We start from the raw sequence: 23937 nt of genomic DNA, 5'->3' as shown, positions 1-23937 counted from the left end.
TCGCTTCGCCGTTCACGCGAGCGCCGATTGCTCCGAACCGCGTTTGTCGTACCGCTGCACGATCTCTCTGAGCCACCAGAGCTTCAGCCCGCTCATCGCCAGCGTGGCAACCGCGGCGCTGACCGGTCGTCGACGCCAGGCGGCGTACAGCGCGAGAGCCGACGCCAGCGCGCCGCCGGTGTTACACACGTTCGGATAATCGAGGCCCATCGTTCCGTTGTCCTGCTCCCCGAGCCACCACCGCTCTGCCAGCACGGCGCGGGTCATCCAAGCATCCTCGGTGTCCGGCGGCGCGAACAGGATTGGGTTGATAGCTGTCCATAGCAGCGCCGCGGCCAAGAGTCGCCAGCGACGCTGATACACTGCGTACACAATGACAGCGCCGGTCGGAACGCGCGACCAGCCGCTCTTGGGATTCGAGTGGCGGCTCCAGAACCAGTCCCGGACGCTGTTCGGTAGTGGTGCTGTCATATCTACCTATCGACCGTGGCAGAAGATAACACTGCTGCCGGGTGGTGTGGCCCAGAGCGGCGGCCCCGATCTGATTCTCCGGGGACAGAACACTCATGTCCGCCCTGTGTGAACGCCGCCTATGGCCACAGCGGCGTCGGGACTCTCCGAGCCACAGGTACTCGCCCGGACGAAAGACCGGCTGTTCGCGGACCGCGAGGACGCCTACGTCGTCGCGGACACGCAGTTCGCCCAGCGGCGCTGGCTGGACGAGACGCCCATCGAGGCGTCCGTGCAGGCGACGCTCGCGCCGTTCAACCACGTCCAGGTCGGAACGGGCTATCCCGACCTCGTCGGCGTGCAGACGCTCTCGACGGACCTGCTGTCCGTCGACCGGCTCGGCGACCGGCCGCCGCTGATCGCTGTCGAGGCGAAGGGCTACACGGGCGGCGGTGGCGTCGACGCCGAGCGCGGGGTCGTCCAGGCCCACGACCGGCTCAACGAGGCGAACGTCGCGTTCCTGACCGCCCCGCGAAGCGGCATCTCCACCGCCGCGCGGACGATGGCCCGCGAGCTGAACGTCGGCGTGCTGGGCGTCGACCCCGACGGCTCGGTTTCGGTCCTCGAACGGCCCCGCGTGGTCGGCCACGGATCGATGGACGCCGCCTCGGCGATCCGGTTCCAGGCCAGTGCCCAGGGCGTCGCCGACCAGAACTTCGGGCTCAACCATCCGAAGAACTACATCGCTGTCCCGCTGGCCGTCTACCATGACGGCGACGCACGGGACCTGCTTGCGTCTCATGTCGTCGGGGCCGTCGACGGCGCTCTCGCCGGTGCGGAGTTCTTGAACCTGATCGACGCCGGCCAGGGATCGCTCACGCTGACACCGCTGGGTCGGGAAGTCGTCCGGTTCGCGCTCCGGACGGTTGGCAACGTTGAGGCTGCCCTCCGACGGTTCGAGGACTGGCAGCGCTCCCGCAAGCGATTCATCGACGTCGCGCCACAGTGGGGCCAGCTCGTCCGCCGCGTCGTCTCCGACTACCCGGCCACGGAGCTGCTCGTCGACGGGCTCTACGCCTGCCACCGGGACGGCTTCGACTCCCCGTCGCTCGTCGAGTTCGTCGAGTACCTCCACGCCCTCCACCCCGAGTTCACCGTCGAACTGTTCCTCCGTGGCGACGAGACCGTTCGCCAGCGAGTGTTGACCGGCGACGGCGAACTCCGCCGCTCGGAACTCACCGACGGCAGCGTCTATCACTCACCCACCGTCTTCCAACTGAAGGCGATCTACTACCACGCCGGCATCGTGACCGACCGCGGCGCGGAACCCTCGAACCTCGACCCCGAGCGCGACGAGTGGGCGCTGTGTGACCCGCTCGTGTAGCGGCGCTGCTCCGGTGGCTCCGGTATTCCTACCGACGCATAATCCTGAAACGTGGGTAGCTCTTACAACAACGTAATGTCCCGAACCCTGGAGCTCCCCAACGGCGACGTCGTCTCGCCGGACGACGTGTTCTGTTACAACGACTACCCCTATCGGGTCGTCTGGCTGGAGGACGACACCCACGAGTTCGCGCTTTCCCCGCTGTACTGGGGCGACAGCGGCATGGACATCCCGTTCCGCGACCGGGAGGCGCTCGTCGACCAGTGGGAGGTCGATTCGCAGGGCCGGATGACGGCCGAGGAGTGGGCGGACTGGCTCGACGACGCGACGGCGGACCACCGCTACAGCGACGACGAGGTCACGTCGCTCGCGGCCGAGCTACCGACGGAGTGGGACCCTGAGGGCGAGGATTCTGACGCCAGCGGCGGCGGTATCCGGGACCGCCTCGGACTGTAAGTTCTGTCGCCGGAGTCTGAAAGGTATTAATCCGTTCGTCCTGCAACCCTTGGCATGGAACCGATCTGGCTCGCCGCCGGCGGAGCCGCCCTCGCCGTGGGCCTCGCGCTGGCGTTTGCGATTACCCGCCGTTCATCCGGCAGTGCGTCGAAACGCGCTCACGAGGCCGCACAGGAGCGAGACCCGCCGGTCGAACTCGGCGAGACCTACGAGTTCGGCATCACCGAATTTAGCGACCATCACTCCGGCGACCGCGTCGCTGTCGGGAAAGTCGAGGGATTCGTCCTGTTCACCGAGGACGTGCCGTCGTCTGTGTCGGCCGGCGACGTGATCCGGGCGAAGGTGCTGTCGTTCAACCGAGATCACACCTCCGCCGACGCTCGGTTCGTCGAACGCGCGTGAGCGAGGGGAGCGGGTACAGCCTCGAGGCGAGGCACGTCCCGCTCGACGCCGGATCGCCAGTCCCGACGGAGGGAGAAACCGATATGTGCCTACCACGATAAAACAGACCATGAGCGAATCGGACGGGCAGAGCACGCCACAGGACACCCGCGAGGTCATCATGGAGGCCACCTTTCGGGCGCTGAGCAAGCACGGCTACAAGGACTTGCGGGTCCGGGACATCGGCGAGGAGATGGACATGTCCCGGCAGGTGATCCACTATCATTTCGACGGCAAGTACGACCTGATATCTTCGTTTCTGGAGTACATCATCGACCAGTACGAGGGTAGCGTCGAGGTCGACGACGAAACCGATCCCCGCACAGAGCTCGATGTACGCATCGACCGATGCCTGTTCGGCCCGGAGTTCGACGACTTCTCGCACTGGGACCGGATGAAGGTGTACCACGAACTGTACGCCTACGCGCAAAACGACGCGGAGCACCGAGCGCTGTTCAACGAGCACTACGACCGCCTTCGAGAAAGCATCTCGACTGTCATCGAAGACGGAGTTGAGCAGGGCACGTTTCGCGACGTCGACGCCGAACTGATGGGCCAGCTCGTCACGGACGTGATTCACGCGGCCCGGGGCCGACGGATCGCCCTTGGCCACGAGGACGCACCCGACGAAGCCAAGCGCGCCGTCAACGAGTTCATTCTCGACTCGCTGTACCCGCCGCAGTAGACGGGACTGGAAAAGACAGCGTCAGACGGGGCTGATACCGACGCTGAGCGCCCACGTCCCGGTTGCGGACGCCGCGACGACGAGCGCGCCGCCAGCGAGCGTCACGTTCTTCAGGAAGCTGTTCAGTTCGTCCTGCCGGTCCTCATCCGGTACGGCCCAGAAGTCGTGCATCGCAACCGCCGAAACGATGAGGAACGCGGCGAGGGCGACCGCCGCGACGACCGGGAAGACGCCCACGGTCACACCGAGTCCGCCGAGGATGAGGAGCCCGCCGGACGCGAGGACGGAGAATTTGGGCGCCGGGAGGCCCTTGTACTCGGCGTAGCCGGCCATCTGTTCGGTCTGCGTGAAGTGGCTCAGGCCGGTGAAGGCGAGCACGCCGCCGAAGAGGACGCGGCCGACGACGAGCAACACGACGTCGAGTCCGGGTGCCATCACAAACTCACCACCGAGGTCAGACGAGTGTTTCCAACAGTACAATTCGGGATAGTAGCGGGATTCATTGTGATAGTAGATTCTGGCTGCATCGTTAGAGCTCCGGCACGTCCGACGGCATGTCGAAGTCGTGGTAGTACTCGCCCTTTTCCTTCGAGAGAATGTCGAGGACGGCGGCCGCGCCGTCGCCGGCTGCGATGACCGCCTGCCACTTCTCCGCCCGACCCATCGCGCCGGTCGCGTACACGTTCTCGACCGACGTTTCCATGTCGACGGTCACGTCGACGACGTCCTCATCGGTGAACGCACAGCCAAGGTCCTCGGCGAGGCTGCGGTCGCCACCAGTCGCGAGGACGACGTACTCCGCGGTGTACTCGTCGTCGTCCGTCGTCAGGACGAACCCGTCGTCAGTCTGCTCAATGTCGGTGACTTCTGTCTCGTGCAGCGTTGCGCCACGGTCACGGGTCTGCCCGCGAGCGATGGTGAGGAACTCGTCGCCGCTGATGGATCGCACGCCGGGGTAGTTGAACAGGTGGGCCTTGTGCACCCACGACTTGTCCGTGTCGAAGGCGACCGTTTCGAGGTCGTTTTTCGCCGCGTACTGTGCCGCACTCAGTCCGGCGGGGCCGCCGCCGACAACTGCTACATCTGCCATGTCTCAAGCCAGGGGCCACCAATAAAAGAGTTTTACCATCTGGTAAAATTCGGCCGGAAGGTCACATATGTCTCTCAACCGGATAACGCCGGCCACTCATAGAACGTACGGCCCGCGCTGTCGGATCGGTTCGCCGTGCGGACGGCCCGAGACGGCGACGACACGGAGCGACTCATTGCTCCGGAGTGTCACTGACCGCGCGTCAGTGACCGGGAGAACATCACCGTCAGTGAACGAATGCCCCTCGACCGTCCCGCGACCGGCGACACCGTAGAGGAACCCGGACCACTCCTCCGGAACCGACCACGTCCACGCGTCGGTCACTAACACGTCCAGATACTCCATCGGCGTATAGAGGCTGATCGGCGAGCCCTCGCCGACAACTGTCGTGACCGTCGCGCCGTCCCGTTTCTCCGTCGGAAGCGCGTCGGCCGTCGCGTCGACGTAGTCCGGCTCAGCGTCCTTCTCCGCCTGCGGCAGATTCACCCAAAGCTGGAGTCCGGTACAGGCCTGCCCATCCGCGGGGAACTCGGAGTGGCGAATCCCGCTTCCGGTCGTGATTCGCATCGCATCGCTCTCGTACGCGGTGTTTGCGACGCCGAGCGAGTCCTCGTGTTCCATGCCGCCTTCGATCATGTACGAGACGATCTCGAACCCCCGGTGGGGGTGCATCGGGAACCCCTTGTCGGGGTCGATATAGAACTGCTCGAACAGGACGAACGGGTCCAGATTGTGCGGATAGCCGTCCGTCGGAAACGCACGGTTCGAATTCACACCCGTCCCATGGCGGACCGACTCTCCGGAGATGGGCCTGTCAGTCGACGCCTGCGACTCGCTCTCAGTCATACTCCTCCTTGTTTACCGAGCGGTAAAAACTGTCGGGAGTGAACTGCAATCACTCTTTGGTCTTGGTTCGGTGACACTGCCGTCACCGGTATCGAATCTGCTCTCGCGGGTGGAACAAAGCCCTGCAGACGGGCAAACCCCTCTCTCCGTGTACTACTGGCCTCGATGGAAACTGCCGTAGCACAGCCTCATACAGTGGTATTCTGTCCTTCAAAGGTGTGAAGCGAGCGTATGGGTTGGGGCGGATTCTCACCGAAACGAGACTCACTGCGTTCGTCTCGCAGGGTCCGAATCCGCCGGACCATTCTGCTCCTCACGCCTGTTCGTCACAAGAATGGGTTGGGGCGGATTCGAACCGCCGACTTCCTCCGTGTGAAGGAGGTATCATAACCGAACTAGATCACCAACCCGATACACTCGACTCTATTCGAGCGTATCCCTTAAGAATTGCTTTCCGACTACGCTTCCGGCTCTTCCTTCCCGCGGTACTCGCCGATCTTTTTGCGGGCGTCAGCGATCGCTTCCTCGGCTTCGCCTTCGGCTTTCCCCTGCAGTTCTTTCAGGTCAGCCTTGACGGCCTCCAGTCGGCTGGGTTCGGGCTCGGCTTCCTTCCCAGTAAGCTCTCGGAACCGTTCCTCGACCGGTTCGAGTTCTTCCTTGACGCCCTTGGTGGCGGTCTTGCCGGCGCGCTTCAGGTAGTATCGTGCGTCTTCGAAGTGCTTGTTCATATATGACCTTACGCGAAGGACGAATATATCTCTTGTGCCCGGAACACAGTCCCCAATCACGGCTGATCGAGGGACTGCGAGCGGCCACGATGGTAAACGTGTCTCGCGGGTACGAACTGTTTTGCGCCGGCACCTGCAACGGAGAGACATGTTCACACGGGTTTCGATTCCCACGCCGTTTCAGGTCGGGCCAGTCAATGCATATATCGCGCGACGAACCATCGTCGATCCGGGACCCGACAGCGAGGAAGCGTGGTCGCGTCTGGTCGAGGCGCTTGAAGCACGCGAGCTGTCGCCGGATGACATCGAGCAGGTACTGGTCACACATCCGCACCCGGACCATTTCGGCATGGCAAACCGGTTCGCCGAGCGGGGGGCGCGTGTCTTCGCCAGCGAGCCGGCGGCCGATATCATGCGCGATTTCGCGGCGCAGCTACACACCGAACAGTCCTATTTCGCGGATTTCTTCGAGCGGTGTGGCGTCTCACGCGAGACTGCCGAGACGGTCACACAGCTACCGGAAGCGTTTCTACCCTACGCCCAGAGCGTCGATACCGACCGCCCGCTCGCGGCTGGTGATATCGCTACCGTCGACGACACAGAACTCACGGTCGACACCGTACAGGGCCACTCCGCCGGCGAAATCATCTTCTCGTACGACTTTCAGGGTCGCCGTGAGGCGATTGTCGGCGACAACGTGCTGGGCGACATCACGCCCAACCCGTTCCTGCAGGTGCCCGACGAGAGCGGGACGCGCCCGCGGGTGCTGCCGGCGTTCAACGACTCGCTCCGGTGGCTCCGCGAGCAGGGCCACGACCGCTTTCTCACCGGCCACCGCGAACCCGTCGAATCACCGCAGGAACGCATCGACGACATCCTCGCGGAACACGACCAGCGCACCGCGGAGGTCGCCGACATCGTCTCCGGCGGGGTGACAACACCCAGTGACGTGATGACGGCGTTGTTCGGCGACCTGCCCGCCACGGAGTACTTCGCTGGGATGAGCGAGGCTGTCGGCCACCTGGACGTACTCGAAGTCACCGACCGCGTCGAGAAGCGCGAGAGCGGCGGCGTGTTCGTCTACGAGTCGGCGTAATCGCTGTTAGTGCCTGAACGACCGAGAGAGAAAGGAACAGTCAGCGCGGCAGACTACAGCAACTGCGCGGCCTGGAACGCGATCTCGGAGACGCGGTTGAAGCCGGGCAGCAGGAGCACCGTCACGATGGCGGCGCCCACCACAGCGGTGTACAGCCCCATCGGGTACGACTCGATGGTCCGGCTGCCGGTCGGTTCCTCTATCCACATCGCCTTGACGACGCGGGAGTAGTAGAACAGGCTGAGCGCGCTGTTGATGATGAGCGCGGCGGCCAGCGACCACGCGCTGACGTTGAGCGTCGCCTGGAACAGGTAGAACTTCGAGAAGAACCCACCGCCGATCGGCAGGCCGGCGAGGCTGAACAGGAACACCGTCATCGCCGCGCAGGCGACTGGTGCTTCCTTGCCGAGGCCGTTGTAGTCCTCGAAGCGGCGGCCGACGCCCCAGTACTCGGCCAGCGCGATGAACAGGAACGCGCCCGTGTTCATGAAGCCGTAGACGAGCAGGTGGGACATCCCCGCACTCATGCTGAGACTCAGGCCCTCACCGGAACCGGACACGGCGGCGAGTCCGATGAGGACGTAGCCGGCGTGGCCGACACTGGAGTAGGCCAGCATCCGCTTGACCGTCTCCTGGGTCGCGGCGGCGAAGTTCCCGATGAACATCGTCGCGATGGCGAGGATCTGGAACGCCATCACCCAGTTGATCGCGCCGCCGGCGGCGAGCAGGTCACCGATCGGGAAGGCGACGGCGAAGACGCGGAACGCCAGCACGAAGCCGGCGGCCTTCGACGCCGAGGAGAGGAACGCCGAGATCGGCGCCGGCGCGCCCTCGTACGCTTCGGGTGCCCAGAAGTGGAACGGCACGGAGGCCGTCTTGAACGCAACGCCGCCGATAATCATCAGGATACCGACGCCGAGGATAGCCATCGGGACGGCCGGATCGCCGGACTGTGCCTGTATCGAGCCGTCGACGATGGTCTGGACCGTGCCGCTGGAAATGGCTGTCGCGACACCGTCGAACCGAAGCACGCCCGTCGCGGCGTACACCAGCGAGATGCCGTAGGCGAGAATCGCCGAGGACACCGCGCCGATGAGGAAGTACTTCAGCCCGGCTTCGACGCTTCCCTTGTTGTGCTTGAGGAAGGCGACGAGCGCGTAGGACGGCAGCGACACCAGTTCGAGGGCGATGAACGCCGTCGCCAGGCTGTTGGCCGCGCTCAGGAGACTCATCCCGGTCGCGGACAGCAGCACCAGCGAGAAGAACTCGGCCTGGTAGTCGTGGCCGGCGATGTAGTCGTAGCTCGCAAGCACGACCAGCGTCGTGACACTGCCGACGATGGCCATGAAGAACAGGGCCATCTGGTCGACGACGAGCTGATTGTTGAACAGCGCGACGCCAGTGCTATCGGCGATTCCAGTGCCGGCGGTGATGAACCAGCCGGCGAACCCGAAGGAAAGCAGGGAGCCGATTCCCGAGATCCCGGCCAGCAGTCCCGTGTTCGTCGAGTCCGGGTCGATCGAGTCCGCTAGCAGCAACACCAGAGAGGCGAGGCCCAGCGAAAGTGCCGGGGCGAGCGCCATCCAGTCAGGAAGTGCGACCATCTATGCACCACCTCCGATCTCGAGAACCGGTGAAATCGAGTCCTGTATCATGGCAAAGGAGAGATCCGGTGCGACACCGAGTGCGATGACCAGCAGGAGCAACACGGCCAGCGGCGCGACGTCGTGGAACGCGGCCGGGCTGACCTCGTAATCCGTCTCCAGACTGAAGGCCCCGAACAGCGTGCGCTGCATGGCCCACAGCAGGTAGCCGGCCACGATGACGATGCCGAACATCGCCAGCGAGGTCAGCACGGGCGCGGCCCCGCCAAGCGTCGGTGCGTTGAACGACCCCTGGAAGATGAAGTACTCCCCGGCGAAGCCGGCCATCAGCGGCAGGCCCATGTAACCGAATGCGGCGGCGACGAAGATGCCGACGGTCCATGGCATCCGGTCCGCGAGGCCGGACATATCGCCGACCATGCGCGTGTGCGTCGTGTTGTAGATGACACCGACACACATGAACATCAGCCCCGAGATGAGGCCGTGGGCGATCATCTGGAAAGTCGCCCCGCCCATGCCGTAGGGCGTGAACGCGACCAGGCCCAGGATGACGTAGCCCATCGAGGAAATCGAGGAGTAGGCGACGATGCGCTTGAGGTCGCGCTGTGCCAGCGCGAGCATCGCGCCGTAGATGACGCTGACGACGCCGATGATAGCCAGCGGCACGGCGAGCTGGCGCGCCGTGTCAGCGAGCATCGTGAAGTTGAACCGCAGCAGTGCGTAGGTCCCCATCTTCAGGAGGACGCCGGCCAGCATGACCGACACCGGCGTCGGGGCCTCGACGTGTGCGTCGGGCAGCCATGTGTGCAGCGGGAAGACGGGCACCTTCACCGCGAACCCGAAGAACATCATGATGAACGAGATGGTCATCAGGTTCATGCCGGCGATGGTCGGCAGGCCGCTTGCGGTGCGGAACGCCTCGGCCATCGCGGGCAGGGACAGCGACGTGAGGTCGGTGCTGAACACGAGTGCGAACAGACCCGCGAACATGATCAGCGACGCCACGTTCGTATAGACGAAGAACTTGATCGCGGCGTACTTCCGACGCGGCCCGCCCCAGATACCGATGAGCAGGTACATCGGGATGAGGACGCCCTCCCAGAAGACGAACCAGAGGAAGAAATCGAGCGCGGAGAACACGCCGATGAGGCTCACTTCCATGAACAGCATCAGTCCGTAGAACTGGGACTGGCGCTCGTCGATTGGCGTCCACGCGGACACGATGGCGAGCGTCGTCAGCACTGTCGTCAGCGCGAGCAGCGGCATACTGATGCCGTCGAGGCCGACGTAGTACGACACTTCCAGCTCACCCAGCGTGATCCACGGGAGCTGCTGGCCGAACGCGATGTCGGCGGGCGACAGCAGCGCGTTGCCCGTCCCGCCGTACTGCGTGAGGTACACCCAGTACATGTAGATGCTGCCAAGCGCCGGAACCGCACTGATAGCCGCGGCGAGCTTTCCGGCGTACCGGTCAGGCGAGAGGAACACGAGGCCGGTTCCCAGCAGGGTCACGAGCAGGAGCGCGGCAACCCACATCTAGAACCACCCTCCCATGATGCCGAAGGCGGCAAGCAAAAGCACGAGTCCAAGCGTCAGCAGCGTCGCGTAGTTGCTGACGACGCCGGACTGGATACGTCGGATGCGGCTGCCGCCGAACAGGCTCACGCTGGAGATGCCGTTGACGACGCCGTCGACGACACCCTGGTCGAACTTGTTCATCACACGGGCGAGCGGGTAGGTGACACCCGTCGCGAGCCACACCTGATATTCGTCTTGGTAGTAGTTGTGCATGAGTAGCGTCTTCAGACCGCCAAGCTTGTCCGTATGCTCGACCGGGTCAGCACCGGCATAGAGGGTCCGCGCGACGAGCACACCGGCGAGTGCCAGCCCGAGCGAGACGCCTGCAGAAGCGAGCAGTGTCGGCGTCTCTCCAAGCGGGTAGCCCTTCACAACGTGTGAAACATCGTGCAGGAGGCCCTCGTAGTGGTGCAGTCCAGTGTTGAGCGCCGCAGGCCAGCCACCGTTCTCCGGCCCGTTCAGCCACTTGTGGAGGAAGTCGATCTCAGCGCCGGTGAGTTTCGCGACCGGGGCCATGTTGATGAACCCGATCGTCGTGGCGAGAATCCCAAGCACCGTCAGCGGGCCCTTGACGTTCCAGCGGACGGGCTCGGGGTCGCGTGCGGTGTCCGAGCGGGCGTCGCCGTGGAAGGTCAGGTACACCATCCGGAAGGTGTAGAAGCCGGTGAAGAACACGGCCAGCAGCCCCATCGCGTACGCGATGAGGTAGGCCGTCCCGAGGCCGCCCTCAGTACCGAAGCCGTGGATGAGTGCCTCGTACAGCACCTCGTCCTTGGACCAGAAGCCGGCGAAGGGAACGATGCCGGCCAGTGCGAGCGAGCCGGCGAGGAACGTCCAGTAGGTCACCGGCATCCGGTCTTTCAGGCCGCCCATGTCCCACATGTTCTCGTTGTGGTGCATGGCGATGATGACCGACCCCGCGCCGAGGAACAGGAGCGCCTTGAACACGGCGTGGGTGGTCAGGTGGAAGACAGCGGCGATGTAGCCACCCGAGCCCAGCGCGAGCATCATGTACCCGTACTGGGAGATGGTGGAGTACGCGAGCACCTGTTTGATCTCCTGCTTGACGAGACCCATCGTCGCCGCGAACAGCGCGGTGAAGCCGCCGATGAGAGCAATGACGGCCAGCGCCGTCGGCGAGAGGGCGTAGAAACCGTACATACGTGCGACGAGGTACACACCGGCCGCGACCATCGTCGCCGCGTGGATCAGCGCTGAGACCGGCGTCGGACCTTCCATCGCGTCGGGCAGCCATGTGTGCAGCGGGAACTGCGCGGACTTGCCGACGACACCGCCCAGCACGAGCAGGCCGAGCACGGTGAACCACTGCTGTGGCCCCATGCCGACCGTCTCAAGCATCGCGATGCCTGCCGTCTCGCCGTCGACGATGGCGTGTTCGGCAAGCATCGGGAAGCTCTCGGCGACCACTTCGCCGCCCTGCGTAATGGGGGCGAAGAGACCGGTCCCGAAGGTGGCGAAGATGCCGACGACGCCGATGAGGAAGAAGTAGTCACCGAAGCGGGTGACGAGGAACGCCTTCTTCGCGGCGCTCGGCGGGCCGTCGTCGCGGAACCAGAAGCCGATGAGCAGGTACGAGCACAGGCCCACCAGCTCGAAGAACATGAACGCCATCAGGAGGTTGTTGGCGACGACGAACCCGAGCATGCTCGCCGTGAACAGGCCGAGCCCGGCGTAATAGCGCGGGAGACCGGTCTCGCCCTCGTCGTTCATGTAGCCGAGCGAGAAGATGTGGACGAGGAACGAGATAAGACAGACGATGAGCAGCATGAGCGCCGACAGCGGGTCCAGCAGGAGTCCGAAGTTGAGCTGGAGCGTCTCGACGCTCGTGGTCCACTGGTACAGTATCTCGTTGTGGACGTCGCCGCCGGCCACAGTCAGCGCGACCCAGATCGACAGCAGGAGCGATCCGCCCGTCGCGGTGATGCCCGCGAGCGCGCCGCCTTTCGGCATGCGGTCGCCGGCAAACAGCGCGACGAGGAACGATACGAACGGCAGCAGGACAATCGCCGGAGCGTATGTGAATGCAGCCATCTGTTACCACCTCATCGTCGTCGCCTTCGTCACGTCCACGTCTGTGAAGTTGCGGTACAGGACCAGGATGATACCGATCCCGATGGCGACCTCTGCGGCGGCGAGTGCCATCGTGAACAGGCTGAACACCTGACCGGTAAGGTTCCCGTGTTGCAGCGAGAACGCGACGAGGTTGATGTTCGCAGCGTTCAACATCAGCTCGACGGACATCAGGAAGATGAGCGCGTTCCGTCGCGTGAGGATGCCGAACAGGCCGATACAGAATATGGCCGCCGACAGGAGCAGGTACGTCTCAGCGGGAATCACGAGTCGTCACCTCCGTGGTGGGTGCCGCCATCGGCGACGACAGTCTCTTCCTCGTTGTCGCGTTTCGCCAGCATCAGCGCGCCGTCAAGGGCCGCGTCGAGGGCGATCGCGATGAGGATGAACGCGACGAGGAATCCTTCGGCGGGAACGGCCGCGTCGCCGACCAGCAGGCCCGGCTCGATGTCGAACATCGCCGCGCCGAGGCTTTTGGTTATCGCCGCTCCCTCGCCGAAGCCCGCTGGCGCGGGAAACGAGACGCCCATGAACACTGCACCGAGAACGACGAACAGGGCGATTGCGGCCAGTCCAGCGACGAAACTCCCCTCCGTCTGTAGTTCGGGCTTTGTGGTCATGGTGTCACCTCAATCACCGACTCGTCCTCGCGGGTCAGCATCACCGCGAAGGTGATGAGGATGAGGACGCCGCCGACATACACCAGGATCTGCATGGTTGCGACGAACGCCGCCTGGTTCATGACGTAGAACACTGCGACGCTGATGAGTGACACGCCCAGTAACAGCGCCGAGTGCCAGACGTCCCGGACTAACACGACGCCCGCAGCGCTGCCCACCGTTACCATAGCGAACAGCGCGAACGCAATTGACTCTGCCAGTGCCATCTTACTTGGAGACTCTTTGCGGCGTCCCTTTGAAGATTCCTCTTTCGTCTCGCCAGTAGAGCCACTGTTTGCCGGTATGGCCCCCAGATTTCGGGGCACTTCCGGCCTGCTGGCGAGCACCTATCACTTCGCAGATAGGTTGCAGCGGTGGAGCCCGTAGCTCTACCCAGGGAGTGATACTGGAAGGTCGGCCTCGCTGAGCGGACGGTCGTTTCGGCGAGTCACGTACAGATGACAGTTCAGCAACGACGCTTGACCCGACAGAGAACCGCTGAAAGCCGTCGCAAAAGGAGTTACTGGTAGTCCACTTCGCCGTCGCCCTCGCCGATCCACGCGCCCCGGTCGGGTTCGCGGGACTCGAGCGGGTCGATGTCCTTGTACCACGGTACGTTCTTGAGCTGCTCCTTGTCGTACGCGAACTCGTCTTTCGTATCTGCGGTGAACTCGAAGTTCTGGGTCAACAGGATAGCGTCGGTCGGGCAGACCTCCTCACACAGCCGGCAGTAGATACACTGGCCGATGTGGAGGTTGTACTGCTCGCCGTTGCGCTGCTCGTCCATCACGATCTGGATGGTGTTGTTCGGACAGACGTTCTCACACTGCCGACACCAGATACACCGCTCCTGGCTCCACTTGTGGACACCGCGGAAGCGAGGGCTCACCTCGGGAGCGACGTCCGGGTACTCCACCGTGAACGTCTCCCCGTCGAGGGCGTGTTTCATCGTCGTCGCCATTGATTTCAGGATTCCGATCATGACAGGTCACCTCCGGTCGCTCGTGGGTCGGTTCGCGTGGCCGTCATCAGACGGTCACCCCGACGATAACCGCGGTCAGCAGTAGGTTCGCCAGCGATAGCACCAGCATTCCCTTCCAGCCGATCTCGATAAGCTGGTCGATCCGGACGCGGGGCACGGCCGAACGGGCCCACTGCGTGAACAGGAAGACGCCCCAGATCTTGATGAGGAACCAGACGATACCCGGCAGGACCGGACCAGCCGGTCCACCGAGGAAGATTGTAGCGATGATCGCCCCGCCGAGGAAGATGTGGATGAACTCCCCGAGGTAGATCAGGACGAAGTACACCGAGGAGTACTCGGTCTGGTACCCGGCGACAATCTCGGTCGGCGCTTCCGGGATGTCGAACGGGTTCCGGCCGACCTCCGCGAGGTTCGCAATCATGAACAGCACGAACGCGAAGGGGTTCACGAACGCGTACCACGACGGCAGCGGGCCGATCAGCGACTGCTGCTGTGCGGCGACGATCTCGCTCATCTGGAGCGACCCGGCGAAGATGACCACCGACGCGCCCGTCAGGATGAGCGGGATCTCGTAGGCGAGGTTCTGCGCGACGGCGCGCAGGCCGCCGAGGAACGAGTACTTGTTGTTCGATGCGTAGCCGGCCATCACGAGGCCGATCGACGTGGTCGAGGCCACGGCGAACACGTATGCCAGCCCGACCTCGGGGTCGGCGAGGTGGATGCCGTTCCCCATCGGAATCACAGCAAAGCCGAGCAGCGCGGTACTGGCGATAATCAGCGGCGCGAGGTCCCACGCCGGTCGGTCGACGCCCTCCGGAACGATGAGTTCCTTCGACAGCAGGCGAACGGCGTCGGCCACGATAATGAACAGCCCGTACGGACCGATACGGTCGACGGCGATGCGGTCGGTGAATGCGGCGGTAATCTTTCGCTTCGCCCACGGACCGGCAAGCGCCGTGTTCGTCATCATAAGCGTCCCGATGAGCCCGGCCCCGACGAGGCTCATCACGATCATCACGGCCGTGCTGTTGGGATCGAGCCTCAGCAGGTTCGCGAGCGTTTCCGGTAACGGCGCCGACTGCATTACCGGTCCACCTCCCCGAGGACAATGTCGAGGCTCCCGAGCGAGGCGATCATGTCAGGGATGTACTCGCCCTGGGACATCTCCGGCAGCGTCTGCAGGTTCGAGAAGCACGGGCTGCGGATCTTGAACCGGGCCGGCTTGTCCGTCCCGTCCGAGCGGATGTAGATGCCGAGTTCGCCCTTCGCGCCCTCGACGGAGCGGTAGATCTCCTTGTCGGGGTCCGGACGGAGCGTCCGCGGGACGTTCGCCTGAATCTCGCGGTCGTCCTCCGGCCACTGCTCCAGCAGGTCGACACACTGTTCGATGATGCGGGCCGACTCCTCGACCTCGCGAAGGCGGACGAGAACGCGGCTGAAGTTGTCGCCGCCTTGCTCGGTGACGACGTTCCAGTCGAGTTCGTCGTAGTAGCCGTAGGGGTCGTCGCGTCGGATGTCGTAGTCGACGCCCGAGCCGCGTGCCACGGGCCCGGTCGCGCCGTACTGCTTGACCTGCTCCGGGGAGAGGACGCCGGTGTCGACACACCGCATCTGGAAGATCTCGTTGCCGGTGACGAGGTCGTGGACCTCTTCGAGCTTGTGCGGGAGGTCGTCGAGGAAGTCGCGGATCTTCTCGAAGTACTCGTCGCGGGGCTCAGGGAGGTCCCAGGCGACCCCGCCCAGCCGGAGATAGTTGAACATCAGCCGCTGGCCGGTCAGGTCTTCCAGCAGGTTCTGGACGATCTCGCGGTCGCGGATGCCGTACTGGAAGACGGCGGTGAAGTCGCCGAACACGTCCAGCGCGAACGTCGCCAGCGCGAGCTCGTGGGAGGCGATTCGGCACATCTCCGCCGCCATCGTCCGGATGACCTGCGCGTACTCTGGCACCTCGATATCAGCGAGGTCCTCGGCCGCGCGCGCGTACGCCCATTCGTTGAGAATTCCGGCGGAAATGTAGTCCCACCGGTCGGGGTAGGGCATGATCTGGTGGCGGTAGGTACCCTGCTGGCACATCTGCTCCTCACAGCGGTGCAGGTAGCCGATGTCGGGTTCGAGGTCGGCGATCTGCTCGCCGTCGAGCACCGTTTCGACGTGGAGCACGCCGTGGGTCGCCGGGTGGTGCGGGCCGATGTTGACGAACATCGTGTCCGGATCGTCCTCGCTGCGCTTGTCGTCCTTGAGCGGGTTCGCGTGCTCGCGCAGTGAGACGATCTGTGGCTGGTCCTGGTTGTAGTCCTGACTCAGGGGGTGGCCCTGCCAGGTCTCGGGTAGGAGGATGCGACGCAGGTCCGGGTGGTCGTCGTAGTCGATGCCGACGAGGTCGTACGCCTCTCGCTCGTGCCAGTCCGCGGTGTCGTAGACGCGAGCGGCCGACTCGTTGTGCGGATCGTCCTTCGGCGACGGGACGACAATCGACAGCTCCTGTGTCGGGTCGTTGTACTTCCGCAGGTGGTAGATGGATTCGTACCGGTCGTCGTACTCCTGTGCTGTGACACAGGCGCAGTGGTCGAACCCGGCCTCCTCTTTCAGCGTCGAGAGGACTTCCTGGACCTCGTCGGGACGGATGACGAACCCCTCAGCGTTGACGTGCTCCTCGCGGTCGAGGACGTGGCCCCCGAGCAGGTCCGCGAGCGCGTCGTAATCGAGGCCGTCCTCCGTAACGCCGACGTCGAGCGCCGTATCGCGTGATGGTTTTTCTAAACTCATGGCAGGTTAGGGAGAGTCGTTCCAGTTGTACCGCATGACGAGGTCTTCCTCGTCGATTTCGCTGGCGAGTTTATCCACGAGCTCGTCCTGTTCGAGGTCGCCGAACTGCTCCAGTTCGTAGGGTTTGACCGTCACCGGCGAGGACTCGCCTTCGGCGATGCGCTCCTGTAGCTTGGCGACGCCGTAGATGAGTGCCTCGGGGCGGGGCGGACAGCCCGGGACGTGGATGTCGACCGGGATGACCTCCTCCGCGCCCTTGATGACGTTGTACCCTTCCTGGAACGGGCCGCCGGAGATGGTACACGACCCCATCGAAACGACGAACTTCGGCTCGGGCATCTGGTCGTAGACGCGCTTCATCCGCGGGGCGAACTTCGAGACGATGGTCCCTGGGACGATGATGACGTCCGCCTGGCGCGGGGACGCGCGTGGCACCCCTGACCCGAAGCGGTCGAGGTCGTGTTTGATCGCGTAGGTGTGGATCATCTCGATGCTACAGCAGGCGATCCCGAACTGCAGCATGAACATCGAGGAGCCCCGGACCCAGTTCATGAACTTGTCGAACTTGGTCAGGATGAACGGCGTCGACCCGAACGCCTCGCGTAGCGTCGAGTTGAAGCGGTCGTCGGCCCCGTCACCCATGCGGGCCTCCTGTGTCGATACGTCTTTCGCGGCCGGTGGTGTCTGGTCACTACTCATATGTGTCTGCCCCCTTCGTGGCGCGCGGACTGCGCACCCACTGAACTGCGCCGTTACGCCAGGCCCAACCGAGTCCGACGGCGAGAATCCCGATGAATACGACCATCGGTAGCAGTGCCTTGGTCATCCCGACTTCAGCGACGGCGTCGCTGTAGATGACCGTCCACGGGAAGATGAAGACGGTCTCGATGTCGAAGACGACGAACAGCAGCGCGACCATGTAGTACTGGATATTAAACTTGATCTGTCGACTGCTGCCAGTCGGCACTTCACCGGACTCGTAGGTGGTGCGTTTGCCTTGTTCCGGCACGCTGGGCCGCAAGAGGCTCGAAACTGCCATCATCGTCAGTGGGATGGCTAGCGCCACGACCGCGAGCGCGCCGATGGCGATCCATGGATTACTCATTCCGGTATCTCCTATCGTCTGCCGGTTAGAAGTACTCGCATATAAGGGTTCATTGTTCGGTTTTTCGGCCCTGTGGGTCTTTAAGAGCCGACACGCTCTCGGATGGCAAGTGACCTGTAACTGCCGCACCTCCCGGGGTGTGACGCCCCCTCGATTGTCACTCGTCCCAGTACTCGCGCTTGAACCCGGGCGTCCCGAGTTCGTGGAGGTCGCGCGACGCCTCGCCGACGTCGGTCTGGAGGCCTTCGTGATACGAGACGAGGCGGTCACGGAGTTCGTCGTGCTGCCGTGCGAGAATCTGTACCGCGGAGAGCGCGGCGTTGAACGACTTGCCGGCGTCGACCGCGGTCAGCGGTGCGCCCTGTGGCATCCCGATGACCGAGTCGACTGATTTCTCCTGCACGGGGACGCCGATGACCGGCAGCGGATAGGCGATGCTGGCGGTCATGTTCGGCAGGTCCGCAGACTTGCCGCCAGCGCCGGCGATAATCACGTCAATACCGCGGTCTTCGGCCGTCTCAGCGTACGCGTACATCAGGTCCGGCGTCCGATGGGCCGAGCAGACGAACGTCTCGAACGTGAAGCGGCTCTCGGGCGCGTCGGTGTAGTCCGTCTGTTCCTCGAAGCCGAGTTCGTCGGCGAGCGCCGCGTAGGCCCCGGGTCGCTTGCCCTGCCCGCCGGCCATCGTCGGCAGATCAGAATCCGATCCCATGACGATGCCGACATCGGGAGTCAGGTCGTTCGGGCGGTCCATCTCCGCTTCTTCGTGTAACTGGTCGATGAGCGACTGGACGCTGTCTGCGGGCATACGACGGACTGGAACCGGGACCGGCGTAAGTGTAGGCGGTTTCCGCTCAGTCGGCCAATGCCTGCTCCAGTTCAGTAAGGAGCGTTTGTGGCTCTGCAGGGAAGCACCTGAGTGGATCGGTACGGCCGGTGACCTGTATCCGGAGCGCGTACCGCTTGCGGTACGTGAGCGCGAGGCTGACGGCGCCGGCGACTGCGAAGGCCCCGCCGAGGAGGACAGACCGGTCGAGCGACAGCAGGCCGAACCCGACCAGCGCGGCGCTCATCACCGCGAGAAACCAGTCGATGTCCTGAAGACTTACCTCGACCACGTCGTCGAGGTCGACGACCACCGGACTGTCGCCACGGTCGACCACCAAGCGATCAGCACCGAGAATGACAGTCCCGCCGGTTCGGAGCGTGCCGGCGTACCGCTCGTCGCTAACAGGCGATGCGGTGTCAGCAGCCATATCGTCGCTATCGTCCTCCACGGTCAGTCGTCGCTCACGGCTGGCGGGCGGTCGCCGCCGCGGCCGCGGATGCGGTCCAGTGACGAGACGTATTCGCTGTCGTCCTCCGTGAGCGCGGCCCAGGCCGCGAGGCCGCGCTCCTCACGGGTCCCGGGCACGGTGTTGTCGAGGACGAAGGCGGCGATGCCGCCGACGACCATCCCGGTGCCGCCCATGACGAACAGCGTCGTCGCGACCACATCGGTCCCGAGTACGCCCCCGAGGACCGGGACGGCCGCGAGGCCCTGCTGGAGAGCTGTCGCACCGCCGACGTCCATCCCCTGCCCGACCTGGCTCATGTACTCGGGCACTGCGAGGCCGGCAAAGAGCGCGAAGCCGACGATGAACACGTTCCGGTTGGCATCGAGGTCGACGTACTTGAGCTGTGAGAGGCCCACGGCGGCGATCTGGCCGAACATGACGATGTAGAGGCCGCCGATGATCGGCGACGGGATCGTCGCGAACAACTGGCCCGCCGGCCCGAAGTACCCGACCAGAATCATCACCGCGGCGCCGATTTGCACGACGTAGCGGGATGCGACGCCGGTGATAGCGATTGCACCGACGTTTTCGGTGTAGGAGGTACAGCCGTTGCCGGTGCCCATGATGCCGGCGAACACGTTGCCGACACCCTCCATCCCGATCCCGTCGTTGATTCGGCGGCTGTTCGGCGCACCGCGGCCGGCAATGCGGGCGACGGAGTGGTAATCGCCGAAGCTCTCGACGACGGAAGCGAGCATCCCGGCGAACATCCCGACGACGAAGCCCGGCGTGAACTGCGGGAGCCCCCACTGGAACGGGTAGATGGGCTGGACCAGCGGTGCGCTCGTGACCGACCCGAGCGAGACGTAGCTGATCGAGTCGGCGGCGAAGACGCCGGTGATTGAGAGCACGGCCGCAACGCTCCACGCAAACAGAATACCCAGTAGCACGGGGAAGAGTTTGAACGCCCGGTGGCGTCGGTCGAGGTACTGCGAACACGCGATGATCGAGAGCATTGTCAGCCCGAGCAGCCACCAGTTCTGGCCGGTCCCGGGGTCGCCGAAGTTCGGATTCGCTATCTGTGGGACGTTGAACAGCGACAGTCCGATGAGCGCGATGACCGGCGCGATGACGACCGGCCCGACGTACCGCTTCAGCTTCCCCATGAGGCCACTGTAGCCGATCACTACCTCGACGATGCCGGCGACGATGACGGCCCCCTGTAACTCGACGAGCATAGTCTGCCAGTCCGCCCCCTGCTGGGCCAGCACGCCGATGATGGCCAGCCCGGGCGCGAGCATGGAGAACGTCCCGCCCTGGACGATGGGATATCTGTTTCCGAGCGTCGTCTGGGCGAGCGTCGCGATACCGGAGACGACGAAGAACGTCCCGATGAGACGGCCGACCTGGTCCGGCGCGGCCTCGAACATTCCCATCGCGCCCGCGAGTCCGAGCGGGATCGCCACGGACGCGCCGATCATCGTCAGGTAGTGCTGGACGCCAAGCAGTATCGCTTGCTTTCGCGGCGGCTTGTCGTCGATGCCGTACTCGACGAAGCCGGCGGTTTCCGGTTCCTCGGGTGTGGCCGGGTTTTGTCCGTCGTCCGGCGGTGTCGCGTCAGTCATGCTCGCTACCCATGGCACTGCAACTCCCGATACATATTCTTTGCTCGTTGGCCCGGCAGGGACGGGACTGTCCAGCCCGCCTCGAAAGGAAAACGCTCTTGGCCCGCTCCGACACAGTCTTGGACATGAGCAACGGGGACGACGATGCCGACGCGTCGGACGACGCCGAGGCAGCAGACGAGATCGACGTGACCGCCGAAGAACTGGAATCGCGTCTCACAGAGGCCGGCGAGGAGCTTGAGGCCGCAGAGACGGAGGCCGACCTCGACGACGTCGAGTCGTCCCTCGACGACATCGAGAGCGACCTCGAAGCCGCCGACCTGCCCGAGCCCGACGAGGATGACGACGAAGCCGAGGACCCCCGCAAGGAACTGGAGTCCCAGCTCTCGGACCTGCGTGACGACCTCGAAGCACAGCGCGGCCCCTACGCCGAGGACGTGGTCACTATCGTTTCCGACGCAGCGGACACCGTCACCGACAGCGAGTGGACCGACGACGGCGAGGGCGAGGCCCAGGAGGCCGTCGAGACGTTTCTCGACGAAAGCGCCGAGTTCGTCGACCACGACGCCGACACGGGCGGCGATTTCGTCGCCGCCGGGGACGCGCTGGCTACAGTCGCCGACGCCATCGAAGCGGCAAACCTCGACCCCGACGAGGACACGGAGACTATCGAAGGACTCCTCGAAGCGGCGGAAACGCTGGAAACGGGGCTGGACGAAGCCGAAGTCTGGGACGACCTCACGGTACAGGAGCAACTCGACGCTCGCGGGTTCTACGACATCCTGACCAACGAGAACCGGAAGGACTTCCCGCCGGAGTGGAACGCCGCGAAGCTCCACGCCGAGGAGGGGGACTTCGAACAGGTCCTGTTCGCCTACGACAAACTCGGGTCGGAGTTCTTCGACGGATACATCGTCGACCTCCTGTACAACCTCGGCAGCGACGCCGAGCCGGCCTTCGACGCGATGCACCAGCGCGCCCAGAAGCGCGACAAAGGGCCAATCGAGGTACTGGGGAAGATCGGCGACGAGCGTGCGACCGAGACGCTGCACGACTACATCGACGGCGACGGCGACCCCGCACTCCAGAAAGTCACGCTGCGCGCGCTGGGCGCTATCGGCAGCGCGGAGTCGGTCCAGCCGGTCGCAAACCGACTCGACGCCGACAGCGAGGAAATCCGCTCGGTCGCCGCCCGCACTCTGGGCCTGCTCGGTGACACCCGCGCTATCGAGCCGCTCGGCGACATACTCGAGTCCGACGACAGCGACTCCGTGCGCGCCTCCGCCGCGTGGGCGCTCCGACAGATCGGGACCGAAACGGCACTCGAGGAGGCTGCCCGCTACACGGACGACCGCGCGTACATCGTCCAGGCCGAAGCCGAGAAGGCGTCAAGCGCCTGAGTCAGGGAACCTTTTTATACGAACGGGGGGCCAGACGCCCCGATGCGGTCGCTCGCTCCACTCGTCTGCTGCGTGCTCGTCCTCGCCGCGCTAGGTCCCCATATCGCAGTTGGACAGGCGTCTCAAGCCGGCACAACAGCCAGCCGTCCTGCGGAGCCGTCGATTCACGCAGTGTACCCGGACCCTGTCGCTGGCGGCGACGCGGGGGAGTTCGTCGTCCTCGACGTTCCCGACGGGACCGACATCGGGCAGTACGCCATTACCGACGGCGACGGGACTGCGGGTATTCCGAACACCAGCGCAGGCGGGCGCGTCGTCCTCTCGACGGCACCGAACCGGACACGGGAACTCACCGACTGGCCGGTCGTCGGCCTCGACGGACATCTCGCGCTGGCAAACGGCGGCGAGCGGGTTCGCCTTCAGCGTGCCAATCGGACTGTCGATGCCGTTCGGTACACCGAGGCCGTCGAGGGGGAACTCGGTATTGTGAACGGGTCGGTTATTCGCTGGCGGCCGCTGGGCGCGACGGCCCGTCCGGTCGTCAGGGCCGCCGGCGGCGAGGTACAAGCGTTCACGCTTCCGGACTCGCCCGCTGCGCCGATGCAACCGATTCGCAACGCTACCGAACGGGTGTACCTCGCCGGCTACACGCTCTCCTCGGCCAGGGTCGCCGACGCTCTCATCGCCGCCCAGCGCCGCGGCGCGACGGTCCGCGTCCTTCTCGAAGGTGAACCGGTCGGGAGCCGCACCGCCGCGGAAGCCCGCACCCTCGACCGGCTGACCGACGCCGGCGTCCCGGTTCGGGTAGTGACTGGCCCGCGCGCCAGATACCGCTACCACCACGCGAAGTACGCCGTCGCCGACGGGCGGGCCGTCGTGCTGACGGAGAACTGGAAACCCGCGGGAACCGGCGGCAACAGCAGCCGGGGCTGGGGAGTGGTCACGGCACAGCCGCGGGTCGTCGACGGGCTGAATCAGACGTTCCGATCTGACGCCGGCTGGCAGGACAGCGAGCGGTGGGGGGAGTACCGCCAGGGGCGACAGTTCGAGCAGGGCGAGCCGGCGACGGGCTCGTACCCGAGCGAGTTCCGGACGGAGTCGGTGGCCGTCCAGCGGACGGACCTCTTGGTTACCCCGGACAATGCCCAGGACGAACTCGTCGCGACGATAGACGACGCGGACGACTCCACCGACGTCATCCAGCCGACGGTCGGAGATTGGGAAAGCCCACTTCTGCGGGCGCTCCGCCGGGCCGCGTCGCGCGGCGTCGAGGTCCGCCTACTGCTGAGTGACGCCTGGTACGTCCGCGAGGAGAACGAGCAGACGGCACAGCGGTTTCAGGAGTGGGCCAAGCGAAACGACGCGCCGCTGACGGCGAAGGTGGCCGACCCGGACGGTCGCTACGAGAAGATCCACGCGAAGGGCGCAGTCGTCGACGACGAACGGGTCGTCGTCGGCAGCCTCAACTGGAACGAGGCGGCAGCGACGTCGAATCGCGAGGTCGTCCTGGTGTTGCACGGCAGCGACGCGGCCGACTACTTCGGTGCCGTCTTCGACGCCGATTGGGACGCCGGCGGGTTCGACACGCCGATTGGGGCACTCGTGGCCTTGCTCGGACTCATCGTGGTCGCCGGGCTCGCCGCTCGTCGGGTTTCGTTCGAGGCGTAAATA

The 23937-nt window shown here is 64.7% G+C and carries 26 protein-coding genes and 1 tRNA gene; 7 read left to right on the top strand and 20 right to left on the bottom strand.

The features are described from left to right. Positions 1 to 12: 12 nt before the first annotated feature. A complete protein-coding gene (locus tag VI340_RS09405) occupies positions 13 to 471 on the bottom strand; it encodes a DUF6653 family protein (RefSeq protein WP_008311629.1) in 459 nt (152 codons plus the stop codon). 121 nt (positions 472 to 592) lie between these two features. Here VI340_RS09405 and VI340_RS09400 point away from each other — a divergent pair, with 121 nt between their 5' ends. The 4 genes from VI340_RS09400 to VI340_RS09385 all read left to right on the top strand — a co-directional run bounded on the left by VI340_RS09400 (position 593) and on the right by VI340_RS09385 (position 3416). Beyond that, positions 593 to 1834 carry a hypothetical protein gene (locus tag VI340_RS09400; RefSeq protein ID WP_336358253.1) on the top strand — a complete coding sequence of 414 codons (1242 nt, stop codon included), beginning with the start codon at positions 593 to 595 and terminating at the stop codon, positions 1832 to 1834. Positions 1835 to 1909: 75 nt separating this feature from the next. Then, the gene (locus tag VI340_RS09395) at positions 1910 to 2290 is read left to right on the top strand and encodes a hypothetical protein (RefSeq protein WP_336329205.1); all 381 of its coding nucleotides are present in this window, start codon (positions 1910 to 1912) and stop codon (positions 2288 to 2290) included. Positions 2291 to 2344: 54 nt separating this feature from the next. Next, the gene (locus VI340_RS09390; RefSeq protein ID WP_336329206.1) at positions 2345 to 2692 is read left to right on the top strand and encodes a TRAM domain-containing protein; all 348 of its coding nucleotides are present in this window, start codon (positions 2345 to 2347) and stop codon (positions 2690 to 2692) included. A gap of 109 nt (positions 2693 to 2801) precedes the next feature. Further along, positions 2802 to 3416 (top strand): TetR/AcrR family transcriptional regulator, encoded by a 615-nt coding sequence (locus VI340_RS09385; protein WP_008311636.1) that lies wholly within the window; start codon positions 2802 to 2804, stop codon positions 3414 to 3416. 21 nt (positions 3417 to 3437) lie between these two features. Here VI340_RS09385 and VI340_RS09380 read toward each other — a convergent pair whose 3' ends face one another. From VI340_RS09380 to VI340_RS09360, 5 genes are all read right to left on the bottom strand, one after another. Then, entirely contained in the window at positions 3438 to 3851 is a 414-nt protein-coding gene (locus VI340_RS09380; protein ID WP_008311637.1) for a DoxX family membrane protein, read from the bottom strand. A gap of 94 nt (positions 3852 to 3945) precedes the next feature. Continuing rightward, the gene (locus tag VI340_RS09375) at positions 3946 to 4506 is read right to left on the bottom strand and encodes an NAD(P)/FAD-dependent oxidoreductase (RefSeq protein ID WP_336358252.1); all 561 of its coding nucleotides are present in this window, start codon (positions 4504 to 4506) and stop codon (positions 3946 to 3948) included. 96 nt (positions 4507 to 4602) lie between these two features. Continuing rightward, the gene (locus VI340_RS09370) at positions 4603 to 5352 is read right to left on the bottom strand and encodes a pirin family protein (RefSeq protein WP_336358251.1); all 750 of its coding nucleotides are present in this window, start codon (positions 5350 to 5352) and stop codon (positions 4603 to 4605) included. 335 nt (positions 5353 to 5687) lie between these two features. Continuing rightward, a tRNA-Val gene (locus VI340_RS09365) sits at positions 5688 to 5762 on the bottom strand. A gap of 48 nt (positions 5763 to 5810) precedes the next feature. Then, positions 5811 to 6080, bottom strand: coding sequence for a DUF7553 family protein (locus VI340_RS09360; RefSeq protein WP_008313024.1), 270 nt, complete (start codon positions 6078 to 6080; stop codon positions 5811 to 5813). A 148-nt stretch (positions 6081 to 6228) separates the two neighbouring features. On the opposite strand from VI340_RS09360, the gene VI340_RS09355 reads away from it, so the two are divergent. Next, positions 6229 to 7176 carry an MBL fold metallo-hydrolase gene (locus VI340_RS09355; RefSeq protein WP_336358250.1) on the top strand — a complete coding sequence of 316 codons (948 nt, stop codon included), beginning with the start codon at positions 6229 to 6231 and terminating at the stop codon, positions 7174 to 7176. Between the two features lie 53 nt (positions 7177 to 7229). Here VI340_RS09355 and VI340_RS09350 read toward each other — a convergent pair whose 3' ends face one another. From VI340_RS09350 to VI340_RS09285, 14 genes are all read right to left on the bottom strand, one after another. Beyond that, the gene (locus tag VI340_RS09350; RefSeq protein WP_336358249.1) at positions 7230 to 8780 is read right to left on the bottom strand and encodes an NADH-quinone oxidoreductase subunit N; all 1551 of its coding nucleotides are present in this window, start codon (positions 8778 to 8780) and stop codon (positions 7230 to 7232) included. After that, positions 8781 to 10316 carry a complex I subunit 4 family protein gene (locus VI340_RS09345; RefSeq protein ID WP_008313030.1) on the bottom strand — a complete coding sequence of 512 codons (1536 nt, stop codon included), beginning with the start codon at positions 10314 to 10316 and terminating at the stop codon, positions 8781 to 8783. Beyond that, positions 10317 to 12410, bottom strand: coding sequence for an NADH-quinone oxidoreductase subunit L (gene nuoL / locus VI340_RS09340; RefSeq protein WP_008313032.1), 2094 nt, complete (start codon positions 12408 to 12410; stop codon positions 10317 to 10319). A gap of 3 nt (positions 12411 to 12413) precedes the next feature. Beyond that, entirely contained in the window at positions 12414 to 12716 is a 303-nt protein-coding gene (gene nuoK, locus VI340_RS09335; protein ID WP_004518191.1) for an NADH-quinone oxidoreductase subunit NuoK, read from the bottom strand. Then, a complete protein-coding gene (locus tag VI340_RS09330) occupies positions 12713 to 13069 on the bottom strand; it encodes a hypothetical protein (protein ID WP_008313034.1) in 357 nt (118 codons plus the stop codon). Before VI340_RS09330 ends, nuoK begins: the two co-directional genes overlap by 4 nt. Next, on the bottom strand, positions 13066 to 13335 hold the full coding sequence (locus VI340_RS09325; RefSeq protein WP_008313036.1) for an NADH-quinone oxidoreductase subunit J: 270 nt from the start codon (positions 13333 to 13335) through the stop codon (positions 13066 to 13068). The genes VI340_RS09330 and VI340_RS09325 overlap by 4 nt, the downstream gene beginning before the upstream one ends. 293 nt (positions 13336 to 13628) lie before the next feature. Beyond that, the gene (locus VI340_RS09320) at positions 13629 to 14090 is read right to left on the bottom strand and encodes a NuoI/complex I 23 kDa subunit family protein (protein ID WP_004518194.1); all 462 of its coding nucleotides are present in this window, start codon (positions 14088 to 14090) and stop codon (positions 13629 to 13631) included. Positions 14091 to 14136: 46 nt separating this feature from the next. After that, the gene (locus tag VI340_RS09315; RefSeq protein ID WP_336329211.1) at positions 14137 to 15177 is read right to left on the bottom strand and encodes a complex I subunit 1/NuoH family protein; all 1041 of its coding nucleotides are present in this window, start codon (positions 15175 to 15177) and stop codon (positions 14137 to 14139) included. Next, positions 15177 to 16859 carry an NADH-quinone oxidoreductase subunit D gene (locus tag VI340_RS09310; RefSeq protein WP_336329212.1) on the bottom strand — a complete coding sequence of 561 codons (1683 nt, stop codon included), beginning with the start codon at positions 16857 to 16859 and terminating at the stop codon, positions 15177 to 15179. The genes VI340_RS09315 and VI340_RS09310 overlap by 1 nt, the downstream gene beginning before the upstream one ends. 6 nt (positions 16860 to 16865) lie before the next feature. After that, complete coding sequence (locus VI340_RS09305; RefSeq protein ID WP_008313056.1) at positions 16866 to 17558, bottom strand: NADH-quinone oxidoreductase subunit B; 693 nt, start codon at positions 17556 to 17558, stop codon at positions 16866 to 16868. After that, entirely contained in the window at positions 17551 to 17964 is a 414-nt protein-coding gene (locus VI340_RS09300; protein WP_008313057.1) for an NADH-quinone oxidoreductase subunit A, read from the bottom strand. The genes VI340_RS09305 and VI340_RS09300 overlap by 8 nt, the downstream gene beginning before the upstream one ends. A 157-nt stretch (positions 17965 to 18121) precedes the next feature. Then, on the bottom strand, positions 18122 to 18772 hold the full coding sequence (locus VI340_RS09295) for an AIR carboxylase family protein (protein WP_008313058.1): 651 nt from the start codon (positions 18770 to 18772) through the stop codon (positions 18122 to 18124). A 46-nt stretch (positions 18773 to 18818) separates the two neighbouring features. Next, complete coding sequence (locus tag VI340_RS09290; protein ID WP_008313059.1) at positions 18819 to 19241, bottom strand: hypothetical protein; 423 nt, start codon at positions 19239 to 19241, stop codon at positions 18819 to 18821. Between the two features lie 2 nt (positions 19242 to 19243). Continuing rightward, positions 19244 to 20866: a uracil-xanthine permease family protein gene (locus VI340_RS09285; protein ID WP_336329213.1), complete on the bottom strand. Its 1623-nt coding sequence runs from the start codon at positions 20864 to 20866 to the stop codon at positions 19244 to 19246. A 125-nt stretch (positions 20867 to 20991) separates the two neighbouring features. Between VI340_RS09285 and VI340_RS09280 the strand changes: the two genes are divergently transcribed. After that, positions 20992 to 22266, top strand: coding sequence for a HEAT repeat domain-containing protein (locus VI340_RS09280; protein ID WP_008313061.1), 1275 nt, complete (start codon positions 20992 to 20994; stop codon positions 22264 to 22266). A 42-nt stretch (positions 22267 to 22308) separates the two neighbouring features. Then, on the top strand, positions 22309 to 23934 hold the full coding sequence (locus tag VI340_RS09275; protein WP_336358248.1) for a phospholipase D-like domain-containing protein: 1626 nt from the start codon (positions 22309 to 22311) through the stop codon (positions 23932 to 23934). Positions 23935 to 23937 lie beyond the last annotated feature (3 nt).

The sequence above is a fragment of the Haloarcula sp. CGMCC 1.6347 genome (genome assembly GCF_037078395.1).
GTDB classification, from domain to species: Archaea; Halobacteriota; Halobacteria; order Halobacteriales; family Haloarculaceae; genus Haloarcula; species Haloarcula amylolytica.
This window is presented reverse-complemented; position numbering and strand designations above follow the sequence as displayed.

Coding starts and splice junctions, on each gene's coding strand:
- VI340_RS09405 (WP_008311629.1), bottom strand. CDS start 471: ATGACAGCACCACTACCGAACAGCGTCCGGGACTGGTTCTGGAGCCGC.
- VI340_RS09400 (WP_336358253.1), top strand. CDS start 593: ATGGCCACAGCGGCGTCGGGACTCTCCGAGCCACAGGTACTCGCCCGG.
- VI340_RS09395 (WP_336329205.1), top strand. CDS start 1,910: ATGTCCCGAACCCTGGAGCTCCCCAACGGCGACGTCGTCTCGCCGGAC.
- VI340_RS09390 (WP_336329206.1), top strand. CDS start 2,345: ATGGAACCGATCTGGCTCGCCGCCGGCGGAGCCGCCCTCGCCGTGGGC.
- VI340_RS09385 (WP_008311636.1), top strand. CDS start 2,802: ATGAGCGAATCGGACGGGCAGAGCACGCCACAGGACACCCGCGAGGTC.
- VI340_RS09380 (WP_008311637.1), bottom strand. CDS start 3,851: ATGGCACCCGGACTCGACGTCGTGTTGCTCGTCGTCGGCCGCGTCCTC.
- VI340_RS09375 (WP_336358252.1), bottom strand. CDS start 4,506: ATGGCAGATGTAGCAGTTGTCGGCGGCGGCCCCGCCGGACTGAGTGCG.
- VI340_RS09370 (WP_336358251.1), bottom strand. CDS start 5,352: ATGACTGAGAGCGAGTCGCAGGCGTCGACTGACAGGCCCATCTCCGGA.
- VI340_RS09360 (WP_008313024.1), bottom strand. CDS start 6,080: ATGAACAAGCACTTCGAAGACGCACGATACTACCTGAAGCGCGCCGGC.
- VI340_RS09355 (WP_336358250.1), top strand. CDS start 6,229: ATGTTCACACGGGTTTCGATTCCCACGCCGTTTCAGGTCGGGCCAGTC.
- VI340_RS09350 (WP_336358249.1), bottom strand. CDS start 8,780: ATGGTCGCACTTCCTGACTGGATGGCGCTCGCCCCGGCACTTTCGCTG.
- VI340_RS09345 (WP_008313030.1), bottom strand. CDS start 10,316: ATGTGGGTTGCCGCGCTCCTGCTCGTGACCCTGCTGGGAACCGGCCTC.
- nuoL (WP_008313032.1), bottom strand. CDS start 12,410: ATGGCTGCATTCACATACGCTCCGGCGATTGTCCTGCTGCCGTTCGTA.
- VI340_RS09330 (WP_008313034.1), bottom strand. CDS start 13,069: ATGACCACAAAGCCCGAACTACAGACGGAGGGGAGTTTCGTCGCTGGA.
- VI340_RS09325 (WP_008313036.1), bottom strand. CDS start 13,335: ATGGCACTGGCAGAGTCAATTGCGTTCGCGCTGTTCGCTATGGTAACG.
- VI340_RS09320 (WP_004518194.1), bottom strand. CDS start 14,090: ATGATCGGAATCCTGAAATCAATGGCGACGACGATGAAACACGCCCTC.
- VI340_RS09315 (WP_336329211.1), bottom strand. CDS start 15,177: ATGCAGTCGGCGCCGTTACCGGAAACGCTCGCGAACCTGCTGAGGCTC.
- VI340_RS09310 (WP_336329212.1), bottom strand. CDS start 16,859: ATGAGTTTAGAAAAACCATCACGCGATACGGCGCTCGACGTCGGCGTT.
- VI340_RS09305 (WP_008313056.1), bottom strand. CDS start 17,558: ATGAGTAGTGACCAGACACCACCGGCCGCGAAAGACGTATCGACACAG.
- VI340_RS09300 (WP_008313057.1), bottom strand. CDS start 17,964: ATGAGTAATCCATGGATCGCCATCGGCGCGCTCGCGGTCGTGGCGCTA.
- VI340_RS09295 (WP_008313058.1), bottom strand. CDS start 18,772: ATGCCCGCAGACAGCGTCCAGTCGCTCATCGACCAGTTACACGAAGAA.
- VI340_RS09285 (WP_336329213.1), bottom strand. CDS start 20,866: ATGACTGACGCGACACCGCCGGACGACGGACAAAACCCGGCCACACCC.
- VI340_RS09280 (WP_008313061.1), top strand. CDS start 20,992: ATGAGCAACGGGGACGACGATGCCGACGCGTCGGACGACGCCGAGGCA.
- VI340_RS09275 (WP_336358248.1), top strand. CDS start 22,309: ATGCGGTCGCTCGCTCCACTCGTCTGCTGCGTGCTCGTCCTCGCCGCG.